Source organism: Streptomyces sp. B93, assembly GCF_018070565.1.
In the GTDB taxonomy this organism is placed as follows: Bacteria; Actinomycetota; Actinomycetes; order Streptomycetales; family Streptomycetaceae; genus Streptomyces.
In genome coordinates, this window is record NZ_JAGPXL010000033.1 from 26,743 (window position 1) to 47,004 (window position 20,262).

The following is a 20,262-nucleotide window of genomic DNA, read 5'->3' on the forward strand; positions in this document are numbered from 1 at the left end:
ACAGCAGCGGTGCGGGGGCGGTCTCTGAATCGAACGCCGTTGTCCGTTCGGCGACTGTGGAGTTCGGTGAGCGAGCCCGCGGACCCGGGCCGGTGCTACTCCTGTCGTGCGCGCCGGCATGGTGACCGGCACTCCGTCCCGGCGAAGGGTGGTGCCGGGAAGGAGTTGCGAATTCTTACCACAGCGTTAACCCGGGCTTACGTGGCACAGATCACACAAAACGGCCCCCGGGGAGCAAAACCCCAGGGGCGGTGACTGGATCGTTATCCGGATTTGAGCGTCCGCTGAGCGAACACTTCCTGGTACAAACTGGACGTAAGGGCCTGGCTACGGCAGCAGCGTCGAGACGAGGGTCTCCTGGAGCCCGCCGAGCCACAAGTACGCCATCACCATCGGCTTGCGCGGGTCGTCGTCCGGGAGCCGGTAGAGGAGGTCGGTGTCGTCCTCGTCGGTGATCTCCAGCCGGGAGCCGATCGCGAGACGCAGGTCGTTCAGCGCGCCGAGCCAGAGCCGGGAGTCGTCCGGCGACAGCTTCAGCACCGCCCCGCCCTCACCGGCGGCGGACAGCCCGTCGAGGGAGCGGATCACCGCCAGGGCGCTGTCGCGCTTGCCCGCCCTGAGGTCGTTCTCGGTGTAGCGGCGGAACTCCGCGGAGTAGGCCCGCCGCTCCTCGGCCTCGGCGGCGGAGGGGGCGCCCTCCGGGTCGTCGTAGGCGTCCGGGAACAGTCTCTTCAGCACCGGGTCGCTGGGCGGCTCGCTGGGGCCCTCGGCGAAAAGTTCGGCGAGCGGGTCGTCGGGGGCGTCCTCGGCGGGGCCTGGGCCGATGAGTTCCAGCAGCTGCACGGCGAGCGAGCGGATGATGGAGATCTCGACGTCGTCGAGCGCGACGGCCGCGCCGCCGCCGGGAAGCGGTTCGAAGTGTCCGGGCATGGGTCTCTTCGTAGGTGGCGGTGGGCGCTGGCTACTTGCGGTCGTGCTGGAGCGTGGCCCACAGGCCGTAGCCGTGCATGGCCTGGACGTCGCGTTCCATCTCCTCACGGGTGCCGCTGGAGACGACCGCGCGGCCCTTGTGGTGGACGTCGAGCATGAGCTTGGTGGCCTTGTCCTTGGAGTAGCCGAAGTACGTCTGGAAGACGTACGTCACATAGCTCATGAGGTTGACCGGGTCGTTGTGGACGATGGTGACCCAGGGGACGTCCGGCTCGGGGACGGCGGAAACCTCCTCCGCCGACTCGGTGCGTTCGATCTCGATGGGAGCGGCTGACGTCACATGACCATGCTGCCACGGGCCCCATAAATCGTCACACTGACGAAATGGGGGTAGCATCGGTTGCCATGAACACAGCGGACCTTGGTTTGCCGGTCGAAGTGCCCTCCACTGCGCTCTTCACCGACCAGTACGAGCTGACCATGCTCCAGGCCGCCATGAAGGCGGGCACCGCCGGACGGCGCTCCGTCTTCGAGGTCTTCACCCGCAGACTGCCCGGCGGGCGGCGCTACGGCGTCGTCGCGGGCACCGGCCGGGTCCTGGACGCGGTGGAGAACTTCCGCTTCGACGCGGACGTGCTGGACTTCCTGCGCGAGCGCTCCATCGTCGACGACGAGACCCTGGCCTGGCTCGCCGACTACCGCTTCACCGGGGACATCTGGGGCTACCCCGAGGGCGAGGTGTACTTCCCCGGCTCACCGATCCTGCGGGTGGAGGGCACCTTCGCCGAGTGCGTCCTGCTGGAGACGGTGATCCTCTCCATCCTCAACCACGACTCGGCGATCGCCGCGGCGGCCTCCCGGATGTCGTCGGCCGCCGGGGACCGGCCGCTGATCGAGATGGGCGCCCGCCGCACCCATGAACTCGCCGCCGTCGCCGCCTCCCGCGCCGCCTACGTCGGCGGCTTCTCCTCCACCTCCGACCTCGCCGCGGGCTTCCGCTACGGCATCCCCACCGTCGGCACCTCCGCCCACGCCTTCACCCTGCTGCACGACCGGGAGCGGGACGCCTTCCGCGCCCAGGTGGAGTCCATGGGCCGGGGCACCACCCTGCTCGTCGACACCTACGACGTCACCGAGGCCGTCCGTACGGCGGTGGAGGTCGCCGGACCCGGCCTGGGCGCGGTGCGCATCGACTCGGGCGACCTGCTGCTGGTCGCGCACCGGGTACGCCAGCAGCTGGACGAGCTGGGCGCCACCGGCACGAAGATCATCGTCACCTCCGACCTCGACGAGTACGCCATCGCCTCGCTCGCCGCCGCGCCCGTCGACGCGTACGGCGTCGGCACCCAGCTCGTCACCGGCTCCGGGCACCCCACCTGCTCGATGGTCTACAAGCTGGTCGCCCGCGCCGACTCCGCCGACCCGGCCGCCCCGCTCGTACCGGTCGCCAAGAAGGCCACCGGGGGCAAGACCTCCATCGGCGGCCGCAAGTGGGCCGCGCGGCGCCCGGACGCCGACGGTGTGGCGGAGGCCGAGGTCGTCGGCACCGGGCCGGTCCCGGCCGACCTGGCCGACCACGCCCTGCTGGTCGAGCTGGTCAAGGGCGGCGAGGTGATCGCCCGCGAGCCCCTGGACGCCCCCCGCGACCGGCACATCGCCGCCCGCGCGGCCCTGCCCCTGTCGGCGACGCAGCTCTCCCGCGGGGAGCCGGTGATCCCGACGGAGTACGTGCCGGGGCTCACGGGATCATGACCGGCGCGCGGAGACTGCACGTCCGCTCCCCGGCACGGAGGCGGCGTGGGGCGGTCACCGGGGGTACCCGGTGGGTGCGCCCTGCCGTGCCCCCTCCCGCCCCGACCGCGAAGTCTCTAGGCTCGGAGGTTCACCGCACCGGCCCGGGCCCGCACCCCACAGCTGAACATCCCCCGACCGCCCACCCGGACCCCCCTGAGTCGAAGGACACCGACCATGCGCCGCGCCTTGATCGTCGTTGACGTGCAGAACGACTTCTGCGAGGGGGGCAGCCTCCCGGTGGCCGGGGGCGCCGACGTGGCCGCCGCGATCACCGAGCTGATCGGCCAGGCCCCCGCCGGGTACCGGCACGTCGTGGCCACCCGCGACCACCACATCGCGCCCGGCGGCCACTTCGCCGACAACCCCGACTTCGCGCACTCCTGGCCGGCGCACTGCGTCGCCGGTACGGAAGGGGTGGGCTTCCACCCCAACTTCGCCCCGGCCGTCGCCTCCGGCGCGATCGACGCCGTCTTCGACAAGGGCGCCTACGCCGCCGCCTACAGCGGCTTCGAGGGCGTCGACGAGAACGGCGTCCCGCTCGCCGACTGGCTGCGCGCCCGCGGGATCGACGAGGTCGACGTGGTCGGCATCGCCACCGACCACTGTGTGCGCGCCACCGCCCTGGACGCCGCCCGCGAGGGCTTCCGCACGCACGTCCTGCTCGACCTCACGGCGGGCGTGGCCGAGGAGAGCACTGAGCGGGCGCTGGAGGAGCTGCGCGCGGCCGGGGTGGAGCTGTCGGGGAAGCCGGTCGTCTCCCGCCTGTGAGCGCCGGTGGGCCCGCCCACGCCGCAGGGAACCCGCCTACGCCGGGGCCGCCGGGCGGCGCAGCAGGGCCCGGATGGGGTGCCACAGCTCCATCGGGCCGATGCCGCCGACATCGGGCGCCGTGCGCCATATCAGCCCGTCCGGGTGGTGCAGTACGGCGGTGATCTCGTCCGGCGTCGGCGGGGCGGCGTTGCCCCGCAGGTAGACCGCGCGCAGACCGAGGTTGCGCAGCCTGGTCAGGGCGCGCGCCCGGTTCTGGGCGTGGACGAGCACCCGTACGCCTCCCGGGGCGCTCGGGCCGTCGGCGGTGGGGCTGGGCAGGTTCAGTGCCACCACCACGGTGCCGTTCGGCAGCTTGCTGAAGCCTCCTGCGGCCATGCAGTCACACCCCCGTGCGAGCCGGTGTCAATAAGTCAGTCACAGGACGCACCTAAACACGATCGGCGGCAACCCGCCAAGGGGCTGCCGCCGATACGCGTCTGACCTGCGGAAATACTGACTACTTCACCGCGGGGCCGACCTGGACCGTGATCGTCGAGCCGCTGAGCGGCTGGTCGACGATCTTGATCTTGGTGTTGGTGTCAGTGATCTTGACACCGGCTCGCGGGTTGGACTCGTCGTAGTAGGTGCTGGCGTGGTCGTTGAAGACCGGCACACCCAGCGACGGCTTGACCCGGGTCGGCACGTCCGCCTTGTGGAGGGTCATGCCGCTCGACGGGTACCAGCTGAACGGCGAGTCGTAGGTCTGGATGCGGTTGCGCATCAGCGTGCCGTCCGACCACTTCAGCGCGGTCGGGTGGGAGTCGACGGGCAGCAGCAGACCGGCACCCGGGTGCTGGCTGGTGTTGTTGTCCTGCTGCGAGGTGTCCCACTTCCAGATCAACAGGCCGGGCTGGTAGGCGAAGTGCTCCACCCAGTCCGGACGGCTGTTCGCGAAGCCGAAGTTGTACGGGCCGACCTTGAGGGTCTTGTCGTACGACACGTACTGGCGGTTCTCGGCGATGTAGTACTGCGCGTAGTCCTTGGTGAAGGAGGCGCCGATGCGCGAGAAGCCGTTGGCGGTCCAAGCGGCGTCCGCGCTCTCCGCGTTGTCGCTGAACAGCGGGGCGCCGTCGGCGGTGAGCGTGATCCGGTCGGCGGTGAAGCCCTTCAGGGACACGCCGCCGTCGGTGGCGTAGCGGAAGCGGACGTCGATCTTCTGACCGGCGTAGGCGTCCAGCGGGTACGACAGCTGCTGGTGGCCCTCGGAGACCCCGCTGAGGGCGGGCTGGTCGCTGCCGTCACGGCCGATCGGGGCGCCGTCCACGGTGCCGTCGACCGGGGTCCAGCTGCTGCCGCCGTTGGTGGAGACCTCGGTGTAGAGGTAGTCGTAGTCCTTCTCGATCTCCCACCAGCCGTCCAGGGTCAGCGCGGCCGAGGCCTTGCCGGTCAGGTCGACGGAGCGGGCGAGCGTGGCGCGGCGGTCGTTGCTGCTGCCGCTCCACCACTGGGTCTCACCCTCGGCCGGGGCGACGATCTCGGTGGTGACCGCCTTCTCGGGCAGCTGCACCACGAGGGCCTGCGGGTTCTTGGTGTTGTACTCCGCCACACCCAGCTTGTGCCTCGAGCCGGTCGCGGCCTTCGCCACGTCGTAGTCGAGCCAGCCCAGCTGGAGCTTGTCCCAGGCGGTCATGTCGCCGGGCATGTCACCAATGGTGTCCTCACCGGTGCCGAGCCAGGAACCGGACGACATCAGCGTCCAGAAACCGGTGGAGTTCTCGCCGCCCGCGGTGTCGTAGTGGTCCGGCAGACCGAGGTCGTGGCCGTACTCGTGGGCGAAGACGCCGAGTCCGCCGTTCTCCGGCTGGATGGTGTAGTCGCCGACCCAGATCCCGCTGTCGCCGATCTGGGTGCCGCCGAGCTTGTTGAAGTCGGGGCCGGTGGCACCCGCGTCGGTGCCGAACGCGTACCAGCGGTGCGCCCAGATGGCGTCCTCGCCCTGCGCGCCGCCGCCCGCGGACTCGTCCTCACCGGCGTGCACGATCTGGAAGTGGTCGATGTAGCCGTCGCGCTCGTTGAAGTCGCCGTCGCCGTCGTGGTCGTAGCGGTCCCACTGGTCGTACTCGGCGAGCGCGGCGCTGATCTCGGCGGTGGTCTTCCCGGCCGCCTTCTGGTCGTCGACCCAGGCGTTGACGCCGTCCTGCACCGCGTACCAGGCGCAGTTGTCGGGGTCGCAGGCGTTGGAGCCGTAACGGGCCTCGTTGTACGGCACCTTGACCCAGTCGGTGACCTCGCCGTCGATGGAGTAGCGGCCCGAGGACTGCTTCTCGTAGTACGTCTTCATCGAGCCGACGCCGTCGCCGAAGTACAGGTCCTGGAAGTGCTCGCGGTTGTAGTCCGCCTGCCAGGCCGTGCTGTTGTCCTTGGAGCGGTCCGGCTCGGCTATCTCGTTGTGCAGCGGGCCGGGGGTGCCGCCGTAGCGCGGGTCGGTCTGGTCGCCGAACTCGACCAGGATGGTGAAGATCTTGTCGGTCTTCTCCCGGCCCAGCTCGACGTACTTGCTGTCGCCCTTCTTGCCCTTGAGCCGGACGACCTTGGAGCCGTCGCGCTCCTTGACCTCGGCCTTGCCGGATATGACCTGCTTGAGGGCTTCCTCGCGCTGGGCCTCCTGGGTCTTGCTGAGCGGACCGTCGAAGTCGTGGTCCTTCACCGCCTTGCCCGACGCCGGGTCCTGCCGGTCGACGGCGGCGGGGCCGCCCGCCGGAGCGGCCTGGGCCACCGTGGCGGCCGAGAACGTGGCGGTGGCCGCCGCGAACGCCACCGCGGTAGCGGTCGCTCTGAACGTCCAGGGTCTACTGGTCACTTGAATTCCTCCCCCGCGTCCGCGCGCGCGGCTGGGGGTCCTGGAGAGTCGAGGAATCCGCGCGCGTCCCTGTGACGCGTGTAGTCAAGTGACGACATTGGACTAGAGGTTCGGCAGAAAAGACAGACCTTGACTTGAACAGGTCAATGGCACTATGCGGAGTCCGCTCCTCGCTCAGCGGACACCCGGCCCGTCCCGACACGCGCGCGTACGCGTCCACTTGCTGGACGCCGTGAAGACCTCATGAATCGGTGCGCCCCCCGTGCACCGGCACTGTTGGTCAGGTCACGCTTACTCATCGTTCCGCTCGGGCATGCAGCCGATTAGAGTCGACCGGCGGAACGCCCGCAAGGGGGCGGAAAACCAGGCCGACATCCTTGTCTCACCCCCCGAGGACACCGATTGCCATGCCTCGTCCGACCGCCGCACAGCTCGCCTACGGTTCGTGCACCGTGATCCTGTCGACGCTCGCCATGCTGCTGCTGTCCCAGACGAGTTCGGCCGCGGTGATCGCGGTCATCGCCGTCGCGGCCCTCGCCCTGGGACTGCTGGTCGCCCTCACCCTGCCGACGCCGAAGCGGACCGCGCCGGCCCCGGCCGCCGCACCCCGCCCGGCCGTCGTACGGCACCGGGTGACCGCGTCGGCGACGACGGCCGAGCCGGTCCGGGAGCCCACGGCCTCCTGAACCGCGCTCAACCGGCCACCCACCCGCACACGGTACGGCGGTGGGTCGGCGCCCCTTACACCGCCGGGGCGCCGACCCGCCGCCGTACGGCGTGTCAGCGGGCGCTGACCACCACCGTCTTGGCCGCCTTGTCGTGCAGACCCTGCTTGTAGGGCCGGTCGAAGAAGCTCCAGCCGCCCGCGACCGCCGTCCACAGACAGGCGCAGCAGAACGCGAACGGGATCCACAGCACCGCGGCCCGCATCAGCGAGGTCTGCATGGAGGGCGTGGCGCCGTTGTCGAGGTTGGCCACCCGCATGCCCAGCCACTTCTTGCCGAGCGTCTGCCCGGTCCTGCCGATCAGGACGGTGTCGTACGCGATGTACAGGACGGCCGCGACGATCGACTGCCCGAAGGTGCTGGCCGTCTCGAACTCGTCGGTGTCCACGTTGTACTCGGCGATGCCCAGCGGCCAGGTCAGCAGCCAGACGACGACGCCGACCAGGATCATGTCGATGATCCGGGCCAGCGTGCGCCTGCCGCTGTCCGCGAGCGGCGGCATCCCGGCGAGCGGATCGGAGGGGGACGGCCCGCCGCCGTAAGGGCCACCGCCGTAAGGACCGCCGCCGTAGGGGCCGCCGCCCCCCGGGGGAGGCGGCTGGCCGCCGCCGTAGGGCGGGGGCTGGCCCCCGGGCGGTGGGGGCTGACCGCCGTGCGGGGGCGGCTCGCCGCCCGGCGGGGGCGGCTGACCGCCTCCGGCGGGGGTGTCGTACGGCGAACCCGACCCCTGGCCGGGCGGCGGGGGCTGCTTCCTGAACGGGTCGTCGTCCGGCGGCTGTCCGGAGCCGGGAGGCGGTTCGGAACTCATGGCCCGAGTGCATCGCGAACCCCCGCGTTCCGCATCCGGCGCGCGGCCGTCCGGAGTACCGAATCATCCGGGCCGAACGACGTACCCGCTCATCCCGCGACGAACGTATGCGCCGCCTTGTCGTGCCAGCACTGCCGCCAGGGCCGGTCGAACAGCCCCCACACGACGCCGATCACACCGAACACGAGCAGTCCGGGCACGCAGTACACCAGCCAGCGGCGCAGCGCCGCACCGAACGACGGGGGTTCGTGCGCCTCGATGTCCCGCACCTCGATGCCGAGCAGCTTCTTGCCCAGCGTGCGGCCCCACTTGGCGGTCGGCAGCGCCTCGAAGAGGACACCCGCGACCAGCAGCACACCGAGGACCCCGCCCAGCAGGACCGCGGTCGTGCCGTCCAGCAGCCAGACAGTGACGGTCTGCCCGGAGAGCTTGGCCTGGTCGATCTTGTCCTGGACGTGGTCGGCGGCCCGCGCGCCGAGCGGTACGGCCGCGACCGCGGTGAGACCGCCGACGACGACGGTGTCGATCAGCCGCGCGGCCAGCCGCCTGCCCACCGCCGCGGGCCGGGCCGCCGCCTGCCGCCGGGCCGCCGCCTGGAACGGGTCGTCCACCGGCGGCTTCCACGGCGCCACCGGCTGCTCCCCGGCCGGGACGCCCGCCAGCCGGTGCACCTGCTGCGCCCAGGAGGTCTGACCGCCGCCGACCCCGGAGGTGACCGGGGTGGCGGCGGGCGCGGCGGCCTGCTGCGGAACGCTCGCGGCGGCCGGGGCCGCGGGGGTGCCGGAGGACGCGCCGGACGGACCGCCGAGTTGGGAGCCGGACGGACCGCCGGGCTGAGGACCGGAAGGGCTGCCGGGCTGGGCGCCGGGCTGTCGCTGCGGACCGGCGGGGGCCGCCGCGGGCCCCGCCGCCGCACGGGCCGCCGCCGCCTTCCCCGCGCCGAAACCGGGGGACCCCTGGGCGGGCGCCGCGGACGGCGTCGCCGCGGACTGCTGTCCGGGCCGCGGCTTGACGGCCCGGAAGGTCATCGTCCCGTCGTCACCGCCGCCCGCGTCCGGCACCGGCGCGTTCCCGCCGGGCCTGCGGAACACGAACGTGCCGTCGGTGGGGGCGGAGTCGCCGTCGGCCGCCGCGGGCGGGATGGTCGTGGTGCCGTCGGTGCGGCCGGACTCGCCGTCCGGCTGGGCCGGGGCGTGCGGCACCCGGGGGTCGGGGCGCTGGGGCGCGGCGTCCCAGGGGGCGGCCGGTTCGGGCCGGACGGGGGCGTCGGTCTCGGACGGCGCCGGGTCCTCGTCGAAGAAGTGCGGGCCGGTCTCCTCGACGGACGGCTGGGCGGGGGGCGAGCCGGGCGGCGGGGCGAGCGGTGCGCCGTCGGCGGGGGCCGGGCGGCTGGTGCCGGGCACCCAGGCGGCACCGTTCCAGTACCGGACGTATCCGGGGATGGAGGGGTCCGGGTAATACCCTTCGCGGGGCCGGTCGTCGCCGGGTGCCGGGGTTGGGGCGCTCATGTCCGTCGTCCCGTATCTGCTCGGGGGTGGGTTGGGGGCCTCCACATCTACCAGAACGGCGCGGGACATACCGCCCCTCCCACCGGACCGCCCCCTTTCGAGCGCCGTTGCGCTGCCGCGGGAGCCCGTCGGCGAGCCCGCCGAAAAAACTTTCCCCGAGCCGCGTAATGCTCGGCGCCCAGCCCCCTCTCCCTCGTACGGGTGCGCGTGAGGCGCATACGAACCCCGCAGAGAAGAGGAAGAACGGATATGCACACCGTCGTGGAACGCGAACTCGAACTCAGACTGGTCCTCTCCCCGGAGCGCGGCGTCCCGGTCCCGGCCCGGCTGGGCTACCGCACCGACGACCCCTACGCCGTCCACATCACCTTCCACATCGACTCCGACGCCCCGGTGCACTGGACGTTCGCCCGGGACCTGCTGGTGGAGGGCGTGTTCCGGCCCTGCGGCAGCGGGGACGTACGGGTGTGGCCGACGAAGTCGCGGGGGCGCAGCGTCGTACTGATGGCCCTGAGTTCACCGGACGGGGACGCCCTGCTGGAGGCGCCCATCCCGCAGGTGTCGGCCTGGCTGGAGCGGACCCTGCGGGTGGTCCCCCCGGGGACCGAGGGCGGGCAGCTCGGCATCGACGCCGCGCTCGACGAGCTGCTGGCCCGGTGAACCCACCGGGTCAGAAGAGCTTGCCCGGGTTGAGGATGCCCAGCGGGTCGAAGACCTGTTTGACGGCCCGCTGCATCTCCAGGCCCACCGGCCCTATCTCACGCGCCAGCCACTCCTTCTTCAGCACACCGACGCCGTGCTCGCCGGTGATGGTGCCGCCGAGTTCCAGGCCGAGGGCCATGATCTCGTCGAACGACTCCCGGGCGCGCCGCGACTCGTCGGGGTCGGCGGCGTCGAAGCAGACGGTGGGGTGGGTGTTGCCGTCCCCCGCGTGGGCGACGACGCCGATGGTGAGCTGGTACTTCCCGGCGATCCGCGCCACACCGTCGACCAGGTCGCCGAGCCGGGAGCGGGGCACGCACACGTCGTCGATCATCGTCGTGCCCCGCACCGCCTCCAGCGCGGTCAGCGACAGCCGCCGTGCCTTCAGCAGCAGCTCGGACTCGGCGGTGTCGTCCGCCGGGACGACCTGGGTGGCGCCCGCGGCCTCGCACAGCGCGCCCACCGCGGCGAGGTCGGCGGCGGGGTCGGGGGTGTCGAAGGCGGCGAGCAGCAGCGCCTCGGTGCTCTCCGGCAGTCCCATGTGCGCCATGTCGTTGACGGCCTTGACGGTCGTACGGTCCATCAGTTCCAGCAGGGAGGGCACGTGTCCGCCCGCCATGATCCGGCAGACGGCGTCACAGGCGGCGGCGCCGGACGCGAACTCGGCGGCCAGCACCAGCTGCCGCGGCGGCTTCGGGCGCAGCGCCAGCACCGCCCGTACGACGATGCCGAGGGAGCCCTCGGAGCCGACGAACAGCCGGGTCAGGTCGTATCCGGCGACGCCCTTGGCGGTGCGGCGGCCGGTGGACATCAGCCGTCCGTCGGCGAGGACGACGTCGAGGCCGAGGACGTACTCGGCGGTGACGCCGTACTTCACGCAGCACAGTCCGCCGGAGGCGGTGCCGATGTTGCCGCCGATGGTGCACGTCTCCCAGCTGGAGGGGTCCGGCGGGTAGTAGAGGCCGTGCTCGCCGACGGCGCGGGAGAGGGCGGCGTTGACGACGCCCGGTTCGACGACGGCGATCCGGTCGACGGGGCTGATCTCCAGGATGCGGTCCATCCTGGTCAGGGAGAGCACCACACAGCCGTCGGTGGCGTTGGCCGCGCCGGACAGCCCGGTGCGGGCGCCCTGCGGGACGACCGGCACGCGCAGCTCGGTGGCGGTGCGCATGACGTGCTGGACCTGCTCGACGGTGCGGGGCAGCACGACCACGGCCGGGGTGCCGGCCGGGCAGAAGCTGGCCATGTCGTGGGCGTAGGAGGCGGTGACGTCGGGGTCGGTCAGGACGGCCTCGGCGGGCAGACCGCCGAGCAACCGGTCGACGAGGAAGCTCATGATCACAGCGTGTCACCCGGGGCCATCGGTGTGAACCCGTCTGCGCCATCCGGCCGCCACCCGGATGTGGTCGTCGTACTGACGCACAGTGAGCGGCATGGACAGCGGCATGGAGAACAGAGCACGGCGGACCTGGGTGCTGGGTGGTTCGCTCGTGGGGTGCCTGGTCCTCGGCGGGACGCTGATGCTGCTGCCGCCCGAGCGGCCCACCGGCGGCCCGGCGCCCGCGCCCGGACCGGCGGCGGCGCAGGCGATGACGGCGGTCGTCGCGGGGGTCCCGGCCGCGCTGCCCGACCTCGCCGCGCTGATCGCCGAACGGGCGGAGCGGGTGCGGGCCAAGCCCCGGGACGCCCGGGCGTGGGCGGTGCTGGGTGCGGCGTACGTCGAGCAGGGCCGCCGTTCCGGGGACGCCGCCGCGAACTACCCGAAGGCCGAGGAGGCGCTGCGGACGTCGCTGAAGGTCCGGCCGCGCGGCAACGCGGAGGCGCTGGAGGGCATGGCGGCGCTGGCGAACGCCCGGCGCGACTTCCGGGCGGGGCGGACCTGGGCGCGGGCGGCCACCGAGGCGGACGGCGCGCGCTGGACGTCGTACGCGCTGCTCGTCGACGCCTGCTCCGGGCTCGGTGACCAGCAGGGGGCGGGGCGGGCGCTGGAGCGGATGCTGAAGCTGCACCCCGCGCCCGCCGCGCGGGCGCGGGCGGCGGCCGTGTACCGGGACCACGGCCGCCGGGAGGACGCGGCGGCGGCGCTGGCCGACGCGGCGGCCGGGGCGACGGAGCCCGCCGAGCGCGCGGCGTGGCTGGAGCGGGCCGGGCAGCTCGCCTTCGAGCGGGGCGATGTGGAGGCGGCGCTGCGGTACTTCCAGGAGGCGGTGCGCACCGACCCGGACCAGCGGGCCGCGCAGGCCGGGCAGGGCAGGGCGCTGGCGGCGCTGGGCCGCACCTCGGAGGCGCTGAGCGCGTACCGGATCGCGCTGGCCAAGCAGCCGCTGCCGCAGTACGCCCTCGAACTGGGCGAGCTGTACGAGTCGCTGGGGCTCGACCACGCCGCGCGGGTGCAGTACGACCTGCTGCGGGAGCGGGTGCGGGGCGCGGCGGCGGGCGGGGTCGACGAGGACCTGGTGCTGGGGCGGTTCGAGGCCGACCACGGGGACGAGGAGGCCGTGGAGTCGGCGGTGCGCCGGTTGCGGGCCGAGTGGCGGGCGCGGCCGAGCGCGGAGGTGGCCGACGCGCTGGGCTGGGCGCTGCACCGGGCCGGGGAGGACGAGGAGGCGCTGTGGTACGCGGCGCGGGCGATGGACCCGGAGCACGGCGGCGGGCTGCGCAGCGCGTCGTACGCCTACCACCGGGGGATGATCGAGAAGGCGCTCGGGCTGGACGCGCCCGCGCGGCGGCACCTGCGGGAGGCGCTGCGGATCAACCCGTACTTCTCGCCGCTCGCCGTGCCGTCGGCCCGGGAGGCGCTGGAGGAGCTGGGCGAGGTCCCGGTGGACGAGGACGTGCCGGAGTGACCCCTGGTCCGCCCGGGGGTCACTCCGGGCGGATCACAGGTTGCCGCGCTTGGCCTGCTCACGCTCGATCGCCTCGAACAGGGCCTTGAAGTTGCCCTTGCCGAAGCCCATCGAGCCATGGCGTTCGATGATCTCGAAGAACACCGTCGGACGGTCCTGGACCGGCTTGGTGAAGATCTGGAGCAGATAGCCGTCCTCGTCGCGGTCGGCGAGGATCTTCAGCTCGCGCAGGGTCTCCACGGGGACGCGGGTGTCGCCGACCCACTCGCCGAGGGTGTCGTAGTAGGAGTCCGGGGTGTCGAGGAACTGGACCCCGGCCGCGCGCATCGTCCGCACCGTGGCGACGATGTCGTTGGTGTTGAGGGCGATGTGCTGGACGCCCGCGCCGCCGTAGAACTCCAGGTACTCGTCGATCTGGGACTTCTTCTTGGCGATCGCGGGCTCGTTGATCGGGAACTTCACCTTCAGGGTGCCGTCGGCGACCACCTTCGACATCAGCGCGCTGTACTCGGTGGCGATGTCGTCGCCCACGAACTCCTTCATGTTCGTGAAGCCCATGACCTTGTTGTAGAAGCCGACCCACTCGTTCATCCGGCCGAGTTCGACGTTGCCGACGCAGTGGTCGACGGCCTGGAAGGTGCGCTGGGCGGGCGGCTCGACGATCGGGTCGGCGGCGCTGTAGCCGGGCAGGTAGGGGCCGTCGTAGCCGGAGCGCTCGACGAGGGTGTGGCGGGTCTCGCCGTAGGTGGCGATCGCGGCGAGGACGACCGTGCCGTGCTCGTCCTTCAGCTCGTACGGCTCGGTCACCGAGCGGGCGCCGTGCTCGACGGCGTACGCGTACGCGGCCCGCGCGTCCGGGACCTCGATGGCGAGGTCGACGACGCCGTCCCCGTGCTCGGCCACGTGCTGGGAGAGGAAGTGGCCCCAGGGGGTGGCGGGCTTGATGACCGAGGTGAACACGAACCGGGCGGAGCCGTTCTCCAGCACATAGCTGGCGGTCTCGCGGCTGCCGTTCTCCGGTCCGGAGTACGCGACGAGCCGCATGCCGAAGGCGGTGGAGTAGTAGTGCGCCGCCTGCTTGGCGTTGCCCACGGCGAAGACGACCGCGTCCATTCCCTTGACCGGGAAGGGGTCGGCCTGCCGGGCGGTGTCGGGAGTGTGGTGTGTGGTCTGCGTCATAGCCGCAGCGTCTCCCCCGCCCGGCAAGGTGCGCAATAGTTTGCGTCTCGGCTGGACATTCTGCTCAGCCGTACGGCGGTATGAGCGGACCTTCTGTACAGGATGACCACCCGGAGGTGTGCGTCATGGCGATCGATCAACTGGACGGGCGGATCATCGTGCTGCTCGCGCGGGAGCCACGCATCGGGGTGCTGGAGATGTCCCGGCGGCTCGGCGTGGCACGCGGGACGGCGCAGGCCCGCCTGGACCGGCTTCAGTCGAACGGAGTCATCCGCGGATTCGGCCCCGAGGTGGACCCGGCGGCCCTCGGCTACCCGGTCACCGCCTTCGCCACGCTCCAGATCCGACAGGGCCAAGGGGCCGACGTACGGGCGCACTTGGCGACCGTTCCCGAGGTGCTGGAACTGCACACGACGACCGGCACCGGGGACATGCTGTGCCGTCTGGTGGCCCGCTCCAACGCCGATCTTCAACGGGTGATCGACCGGGTTGTCGGCTTTGATGGCATCGTCCGGGCTTCCACCGCCATCGTCATGGAGAACCCCGTTCCACTGCGGATCATCCCGCTGGTGGAGCAGGCGGCGGAGGAGCCGGAGAGGACCTGACCGTCAGGGACGACCGTCTGGGACGACCGTTTGGGACGACCGTTTGGGACGACCGTCTGGGATGACCGTTTGGGATGACCGTCTGGGGGTGCCCGCGCGTGAACTTCCTGGAGTACCTGGGCAGCCGCCACCAGCAGCTGCTCATCGACGCCTACCAGCACGCCAGCGTCGTCTTCCAGTGCATGGTCGTGGCCACCCTGATCGGTGTGTTCGTCGGCGTCGTCACCTACCGCTCCGAGTGGGCCGGGAACCTCGCCACCCTGACCACCTCCACCATCCTGACCATTCCGTCGCTCGCCATGATCGGCCTGCTGATCCCGGTCGTCGGCCTCGGTGTGCCGCCGACCGTGATCGCGCTGACGCTGTACGGGCTGCTGCCGATCGTGCGGAACTCCATCGTCGGGCTGCGCGGCGTCGACCCCTCGCTGGTGGACGCCGCCACCGGGATCGGCATGTCCCGGCTGTCCCGGCTGGTGCGGGTGGAGATGCCGCTGGCCTGGCCGCCCATCCTCACCGGTATCCGGGTCTCCACCCAGATGCTGATGGGCATCGCGGCCATCGCCGCCTACGCCTCCGGACCCGGCCTCGGCAATCTGATCTTCCGGGGCATCGCCTCCCTGGGCAGCAAGAACGCGCTGAACCAGGTGCTCGCGGGCACCCTCGGGATCATCGTGCTGGCCCTGCTGTTCGACGCCGTGTACGTCCTGATCGGGCGACTGACCATTCCCAGGGGGATCCGTGTCTGAGACGGCCATCGAGGAGACCGGGCCCGGGACCGGCGCGACGATCGAGCTGGAGTGCCTCACCAAGCGGTACCCGGGGAGCCCGCAGCCCGCCGTCGACAACGTCAGCATGGAGATCAAGGCGGGCGAGACCGTCATCTTCGTCGGGCCGTCGGGATGCGGTAAGTCGACGACGCTCAAGATGATCAACAGGTTGATCGAGCCGTCCGGTGGCCGCATCCGGATCAACGGTGAGGACGTCACCGACATGGACCCGGTCAAGCTGCGCCGCAAGGTCGGCTACGCCATCCAGTCCGCCGGGCTGTTCCCGCACATGACCGTCGCCCAGAACATCGGACTCGTGCCGAGGATGGTCGGCTGGCCGAAGGCCCGGATCAAGGCGCGCGTCGAGGAACTCCTCGACCTGGTCGGCCTCGACCCCGGCGAGTTCCGGGGCCGCTACCCCCGCCAGCTCTCCGGCGGCCAGCAGCAGCGCGTCGGCGTCGCCCGGGCACTGGCGGCCGATCCGCCGGTGCTGCTGATGGACGAGCCGTTCGGCGCCGTGGACCCGATCACCCGCGACCACCTCCAGGACGAGCTGATCCGGCTCCAGCGCGAACTGCACAAGACGATCGTGTTCGTCACCCATGACTTCGACGAGGCGATCAAGCTGGGCGACCGGATCGCCGTGCTGCGGGAGCGCTCGCACATCGCCCAGTTCGACACCCCGGAGGCGATCCTCACCAACCCGGCCGACGACTTCGTCTCCGGTTTCGTGGGCGCCGGAGCGGCCCTGAAGCGGCTCAACCTGACCCGTGTACGCGATGTGGAGATCACCGACTACCCGACGGTGACCGTCGACGACCCCTTGCAGGACATCTTCAACCGGCTGCGGTCCGGCGGCACCAACGAGATCCTGCTGCTCGACAGGCGGCGCCGGCCCTACAAGTGGCTGCGCCGCGGCGACCTCATGCGGGCCCGGGGCTCCCTCGCCCGCGCGGGCACCCTGGTGCACGACACGGTGACCCGGGACGCCACCCTGCGCGACGCGCTGGAGGCGGTCCTCACCGACAACGCTGGGCGGGTCGCGGTGACCGGGCGACGCGGCGCCTACGAGGGAGTCGTCGACATGGAGACGCTGATGAACTCCGTGCACGAACTGCTGGAAGCCGACCGCCTCGACGCCCTGGAACACCAGCACGAGCTGGAGGAGACCCGGGCGGCCCGGACCCACGCCGAACAGGAGGGCGAGGAGGAGGGGGTGCCGAAGGCGTGACCGTCTCCCTGGAACGCTCCGACGCAGTGGCCGACCTCGAGAACGAGCCCGAGGCGCCGCCCCCGCCACCGGAGACCGCGCGCCGGGTCACCTGGCGGAAACTGGTGTTCCTGCCCACCCTGCTGATCGCCCTGCTGATGGCGACCTGGGCCTGGTTCGCCCAGGCGGACGTGGACCAGCTCACCCGCAACGCCCTGTCGGACGGCGCGGTCACCAAGGCGCTGTGGCAGCACATCCAGCTGACGGTGATCTCCACCTTCTTCGTGCTGGTCATCGCCATCCCGCTGGGCATCCTGCTGACCCGCGGGGCGTTCCGGAGGGCCACCCCCGTGGCGATGGCGTTCGCCAACATGGGCCAGGCGACCCCGGCGATCGGTCTGCTGGCGCTGCTCGTGATCTGGCTGGGCATCGGCCGCCGGTCGGCGCTCATCGGCATCATCATCTACGCCGTCCTGCCGGTGCTGGCGAACACCATCGCCGGCCTGCGCGCCAACGACCCCACCCTGCTGGAGGCGGCCCGCGGCATCGGCATGTCCCCGCTCGGCGTGCTGACCCGGGTGGAACTCCCCCTCGCCGTCCCCCTCATCCTGGCGGGCGTGCGCACCGCGCTCGTCCTCAACGTCGGTACGGCGACCCTGGCGACCTTCGGCGGAGGCGGCGGCCTCGGCACCCTCATCACGACGGGCATCACCAGCCAGCGCATGCCGGTGCTCATGCTGGGCTCGATTCTCACCATCGCCCTCGCCCTGCTGGTGGACTGGCTGGCTTCCCTGGCGGAGCTGCTGCTACGGCCGCGGGGGCTGGAGGTGGGGACATGAGGTGGCGTACGAGGACACTGCTGGCGTCGGTGGCGGGGGCTTCGGCGTTGGCGTCCGCCGGGTGCGGGCTGACCAGCGGCTCACCCATGGTCGACGACGTCCGGCCCGGCTCGATCGGCCAGGGCGAACCGCTCAAGGGCGCCGAACTCACCGTGACCTCGAAGGAGTTCACCGAGCAGCTGATCCTCGGCGCGATCATGGGCATCGCCTTCGAGGCCGCCGGGGCGGAGGTCCTCGACCGCACCGGCATCCAGGGCTCCGTCGGTACCCGGGAGGCCGTCAAGAGCGGCGACGCGGACGCCAACTACGAGTACACGGGCACCGCCTGGATCACCTACCTCGGCAACACCGAGCCGATCGCCGACCCGCAGGAACAGTGGGAGGCGGTGCGCAAGGCCGACCTCGAGGAGGGCCTGACCTGGCTGCCCCCGGCCGAGCTGAACAACACCTACGCCCTCGCCATGAACCAGTCCAACGCCAAGAAGTACGGCACCAAGACCCTCACCGAGGTCGCCGAACTCGCGGACTCCGACCCCGGCGCCGTGACCCTCTGCGTGGAGGGCGAGTTCCGCAACCGGGCCGACGGACTGCCGGGCATGAGCGAGAAGTACGGCATGGACGTCCCGGCCGCCAACATCACCCAGATGGACACCGGCATCATCTACACCCAGACCGCCAAGGGCGCCTGCACCTACGGGGAGGTGTTCACGACCGACGGCCGGATCAAGTCCATGGACCTGGTGGTGATGGACGACGACAGGAAGTTCTTCCCGAACTACAACGCGGCGCCCGAGATCAACACCAAGACCCTCAAGGAATGGCCCGCCATCGCCAACGTGATCAACCCCGTCACGGCACGCCTCGACAACGCCGTGGCCCAGGAACTGAACGCCAAGGTCGACGTCGACGGGGAGGACCCGCACCAGGTGGCGCTGGACTGGATGGTGAAGGAGGGGTTCGTGAAGGAGGGCTGAGGGGCCTCGCTCAGCAGCTCGGCACCGACCCGCCGCCCTTCTCCAGCGCCACGAGCGACTCCACGGCGCCCTTGAGCGTCGTCACGGGGATCAGCCGCAGCCCCTCGGGCAGGTCCGACTTGGCGTCGGTGCACTCGGCCTTCGGCACCAGGAAGACGGTGGCCCCGTCCCGCCGGGCGGCCTGCGTCTTGAGGGCCACACCGCCGACCGGGCCGACGGTGCCGTCGGGGTCGATGGTCCCGGTCCCGGCGATGACCCGCCCCCCGGTGAGGTCCCCGCCGCTGCCGTCGCCGTCCAGCTTGTCGACGATCCCCAGCGAGAACAGCAGTCCGGCGCTGGGCCCGCCGACGTCGGCAAGCTCCAGGGTGACCTTGACGTCGTCGTCCCCGAGCTTCAGATAGGACAGCGCCGCCTCGGTCGCCGCGTCCTGCGACTGCCGCATCTGCTCGGTGTTGTACCGCTCGATCTCCTTCAGGTTGTCGCCGCTCGGATACACCGAGTCCCTCGGCATCACCGCCTGATCGGTACGCCACCACCCGTCGAGCACGTCGCCCAGCCCGACCCGGGCATCGGGGCCGGTCGCCTCGATCGTCGTCATCCGCAGCTGCCCGCGCGTCTCCCGCACGTCCGCCCCGGAGATCGTGATCACCGGCGTCCCCTTGTCCTCCCCCAGCACATTCGCCGTCATCCCCGGCTGAGCCACCGAGAACGGCAACGGCGCGGCCACGGCAGTGACAATCAGCCCCACAACCGGCACAGCGGACACGACGACGGCCCACGGCCGAGAGAGACGAGAGAACACGGGTTCAATCTAACCTGCGAGCCCTGGCGCAGCCGCGGGCCGCCTCCCCGTAGCTGCGGGCCGCCTCCCCGTAGCTGCGGGCCCGTCTCCGCGTAGCTGCGGGCAGTCGTGCCGCAGGGCGGCACGGGTGGGCGCAGCGGCACCCGCCAGCGCCGGGCTGCGCAACGCCCCCCGCCCAGCACCAACGCCGCGCACCAGCCAACCGCCGGTCACCGCATCGCCCCCGCCCCGCCCAGCCCGCGCTAGCGCAACGCCTCCGCGACCTCCCGCGCCGCATCCATCACCCGCGGCCCCACCCGCTCCGGCACCGCATCCGCCAACATCACGACCCCCACACTCCCCTCGACCCCCGTCACCCCGAGCAACGGCGCCGCAGCACCACTCGCCCCCGCCTCCAGCTCCCCATGCGTCAGCGTGTAACCAGGATCACCGAACGGCTTCTGCCGAGCGGAGAGAATCGCCTTCCCCGCCGCCCCCCGCTCCAAGGCATGCCGAAACCCGGCCCGGTACGCCACGTGATAGTCCGTCCACGTCGGCTCCACCACCGCCACGGCCAACGCGTCCGTCCCGTCCACCAACGTCAGATGCGCCGTCGCCCCGATGTCCTCGGCCAACGCCCGCAACGCGGGCAACGCGGCCTCCCGCACCAGCGGATGCACCTGTCGGCCCAGCCCCAGCACCCCGAGCCCGACCCGGGCCCGCCCGCCGAGGTCACGCCGTACCAGCGCATGCTGTTCCAACGTGGCGAGCAACCGGTAGACAACGGTCCGGTTCACTCCGAGCTTGTTGGACAGCTCGGTGACGGTCAGCCCGTGATCCGTATCGGCCAGCAGCTTGAGGACCCGCAGTCCCCGGTCGAGCGTCTGAGAGGTCTCCGCGGTCACGACGCCCACTCCTTCAGTGGTGAGGTCGGCAGCCCCCTCGCGGTCGTTGCGCCACCGGGTCCCGTCCCGGCGACGCGCT

The 20,262-nt window shown here is 71.7% G+C and carries 20 protein-coding genes; 10 read left to right on the top strand and 10 right to left on the bottom strand.

The genetic code is table 11. From position 1 onward, the window contains the following. Positions 1 to 327 precede the first annotated feature (327 nt). Positions 328 to 930 carry a DUF2017 domain-containing protein gene (locus KBY47_RS26265; RefSeq protein ID WP_210924976.1) on the bottom strand — a complete coding sequence of 201 codons (603 nt, stop codon included), beginning with the start codon at positions 928 to 930 and terminating at the stop codon, positions 328 to 330. Between the two features lie 31 nt (positions 931 to 961). Beyond that, positions 962 to 1,327, bottom strand: coding sequence for an ATP-dependent Clp protease adapter ClpS (clpS, locus tag KBY47_RS26270; RefSeq protein ID WP_210924978.1), 366 nt, complete (start codon positions 1,325 to 1,327; stop codon positions 962 to 964). An 8-nt stretch (positions 1,328 to 1,335) separates the two neighbouring features. On the opposite strand from clpS, the gene KBY47_RS26275 reads away from it, so the two are divergent. Continuing rightward, positions 1,336 to 2,682 (top strand): nicotinate phosphoribosyltransferase, encoded by a 1,347-nt coding sequence (locus tag KBY47_RS26275; protein WP_210924980.1) that lies wholly within the window; start codon positions 1,336 to 1,338, stop codon positions 2,680 to 2,682. A 216-nt stretch (positions 2,683 to 2,898) separates the two neighbouring features. After that, complete coding sequence (locus KBY47_RS26280) at positions 2,899 to 3,492, top strand: nicotinamidase (RefSeq protein ID WP_210924982.1); 594 nt, start codon at positions 2,899 to 2,901, stop codon at positions 3,490 to 3,492. A 36-nt stretch (positions 3,493 to 3,528) separates the two neighbouring features. Here the strand turns inward: KBY47_RS26280 and KBY47_RS26285 are convergent, their stop codons facing one another. Then, positions 3,529 to 3,870 (bottom strand): hypothetical protein, encoded by a 342-nt coding sequence (locus KBY47_RS26285; RefSeq protein ID WP_210924984.1) that lies wholly within the window; start codon positions 3,868 to 3,870, stop codon positions 3,529 to 3,531. Between the two features lie 121 nt (positions 3,871 to 3,991). Beyond that, entirely contained in the window at positions 3,992 to 6,334 is a 2,343-nt protein-coding gene (locus tag KBY47_RS26290) for an immune inhibitor A domain-containing protein (protein WP_210924990.1), read from the bottom strand. Between the two features lie 407 nt (positions 6,335 to 6,741). On the opposite strand from KBY47_RS26290, the gene KBY47_RS26295 reads away from it, so the two are divergent. Further along, the gene (locus tag KBY47_RS26295; RefSeq protein ID WP_210924993.1) at positions 6,742 to 7,020 is read left to right on the top strand and encodes a hypothetical protein; all 279 of its coding nucleotides are present in this window, start codon (positions 6,742 to 6,744) and stop codon (positions 7,018 to 7,020) included. 94 nt (positions 7,021 to 7,114) lie between these two features. On the opposite strand, the gene KBY47_RS26300 is transcribed toward KBY47_RS26295, so the two are convergent. Together KBY47_RS26300 and KBY47_RS26305 are read right to left on the bottom strand one after the other, a co-directional pair. Beyond that, on the bottom strand, positions 7,115 to 7,867 hold the full coding sequence (locus tag KBY47_RS26300; RefSeq protein WP_210924995.1) for an RDD family protein: 753 nt from the start codon (positions 7,865 to 7,867) through the stop codon (positions 7,115 to 7,117). Between the two features lie 89 nt (positions 7,868 to 7,956). Then, positions 7,957 to 9,375, bottom strand: a complete 1,419-nt coding sequence (locus tag KBY47_RS26305) for an RDD family protein (RefSeq protein WP_210924997.1) — start codon at positions 9,373 to 9,375, stop codon at positions 7,957 to 7,959. Positions 9,376 to 9,624: 249 nt separating this feature from the next. Here KBY47_RS26305 and KBY47_RS26310 point away from each other — a divergent pair, with 249 nt between their 5' ends. Then, positions 9,625 to 10,035: an SsgA family sporulation/cell division regulator gene (locus KBY47_RS26310; protein ID WP_210924999.1), complete on the top strand. Its 411-nt coding sequence runs from the start codon at positions 9,625 to 9,627 to the stop codon at positions 10,033 to 10,035. A 10-nt stretch (positions 10,036 to 10,045) separates the two neighbouring features. Here the strand turns inward: KBY47_RS26310 and KBY47_RS26315 are convergent, their stop codons facing one another. Continuing rightward, positions 10,046 to 11,413, bottom strand: coding sequence for an FAD-binding oxidoreductase (locus tag KBY47_RS26315; RefSeq protein ID WP_210925007.1), 1,368 nt, complete (start codon positions 11,411 to 11,413; stop codon positions 10,046 to 10,048). A 109-nt stretch (positions 11,414 to 11,522) separates the two neighbouring features. Here KBY47_RS26315 and KBY47_RS26320 point away from each other — a divergent pair, with 109 nt between their 5' ends. Then, positions 11,523 to 12,923, top strand: a complete 1,401-nt coding sequence (locus KBY47_RS26320; protein WP_210925008.1) for a lipopolysaccharide assembly protein LapB — start codon at positions 11,523 to 11,525, stop codon at positions 12,921 to 12,923. A gap of 33 nt (positions 12,924 to 12,956) precedes the next feature. On the opposite strand, the gene hppD is transcribed toward KBY47_RS26320, so the two are convergent. Then, complete coding sequence (hppD, locus tag KBY47_RS26325) at positions 12,957 to 14,102, bottom strand: 4-hydroxyphenylpyruvate dioxygenase (protein ID WP_210925009.1); 1,146 nt, start codon at positions 14,100 to 14,102, stop codon at positions 12,957 to 12,959. Positions 14,103 to 14,227: 125 nt separating this feature from the next. Here hppD and KBY47_RS26330 point away from each other — a divergent pair, with 125 nt between their 5' ends. The 5 genes from KBY47_RS26330 to KBY47_RS26350 all read left to right on the top strand — a co-directional run bounded on the left by KBY47_RS26330 (position 14,228) and on the right by KBY47_RS26350 (position 18,497). Then, on the top strand, positions 14,228 to 14,707 hold the full coding sequence (locus KBY47_RS26330; RefSeq protein ID WP_210925011.1) for an Lrp/AsnC family transcriptional regulator: 480 nt from the start codon (positions 14,228 to 14,230) through the stop codon (positions 14,705 to 14,707). Between the two features lie 98 nt (positions 14,708 to 14,805). After that, on the top strand, positions 14,806 to 15,453 hold the full coding sequence (locus KBY47_RS26335; protein WP_210925013.1) for an ABC transporter permease: 648 nt from the start codon (positions 14,806 to 14,808) through the stop codon (positions 15,451 to 15,453). Beyond that, complete coding sequence (locus tag KBY47_RS26340) at positions 15,446 to 16,705, top strand: betaine/proline/choline family ABC transporter ATP-binding protein (RefSeq protein WP_210925016.1); 1,260 nt, start codon at positions 15,446 to 15,448, stop codon at positions 16,703 to 16,705. Before KBY47_RS26335 ends, KBY47_RS26340 begins: the two co-directional genes overlap by 8 nt. Further along, complete coding sequence (locus KBY47_RS26345; protein WP_210925017.1) at positions 16,702 to 17,523, top strand: ABC transporter permease; 822 nt, start codon at positions 16,702 to 16,704, stop codon at positions 17,521 to 17,523. The genes KBY47_RS26340 and KBY47_RS26345 overlap by 4 nt, the downstream gene beginning before the upstream one ends. Continuing rightward, positions 17,520 to 18,497 carry a glycine betaine ABC transporter substrate-binding protein gene (locus tag KBY47_RS26350; RefSeq protein WP_210925019.1) on the top strand — a complete coding sequence of 326 codons (978 nt, stop codon included), beginning with the start codon at positions 17,520 to 17,522 and terminating at the stop codon, positions 18,495 to 18,497. Before KBY47_RS26345 ends, KBY47_RS26350 begins: the two co-directional genes overlap by 4 nt. Before the next feature lie 10 nt (positions 18,498 to 18,507). On the opposite strand, the gene KBY47_RS26355 is transcribed toward KBY47_RS26350, so the two are convergent. Beyond that, a complete protein-coding gene (locus KBY47_RS26355; RefSeq protein ID WP_210925021.1) occupies positions 18,508 to 19,299 on the bottom strand; it encodes a S16 family serine protease in 792 nt (263 codons plus the stop codon). Between the two features lie 242 nt (positions 19,300 to 19,541). Next, a complete protein-coding gene (locus KBY47_RS26360; RefSeq protein WP_210925023.1) occupies positions 19,542 to 20,183 on the bottom strand; it encodes an IclR family transcriptional regulator in 642 nt (213 codons plus the stop codon). Positions 20,184 to 20,262 lie beyond the last annotated feature (79 nt).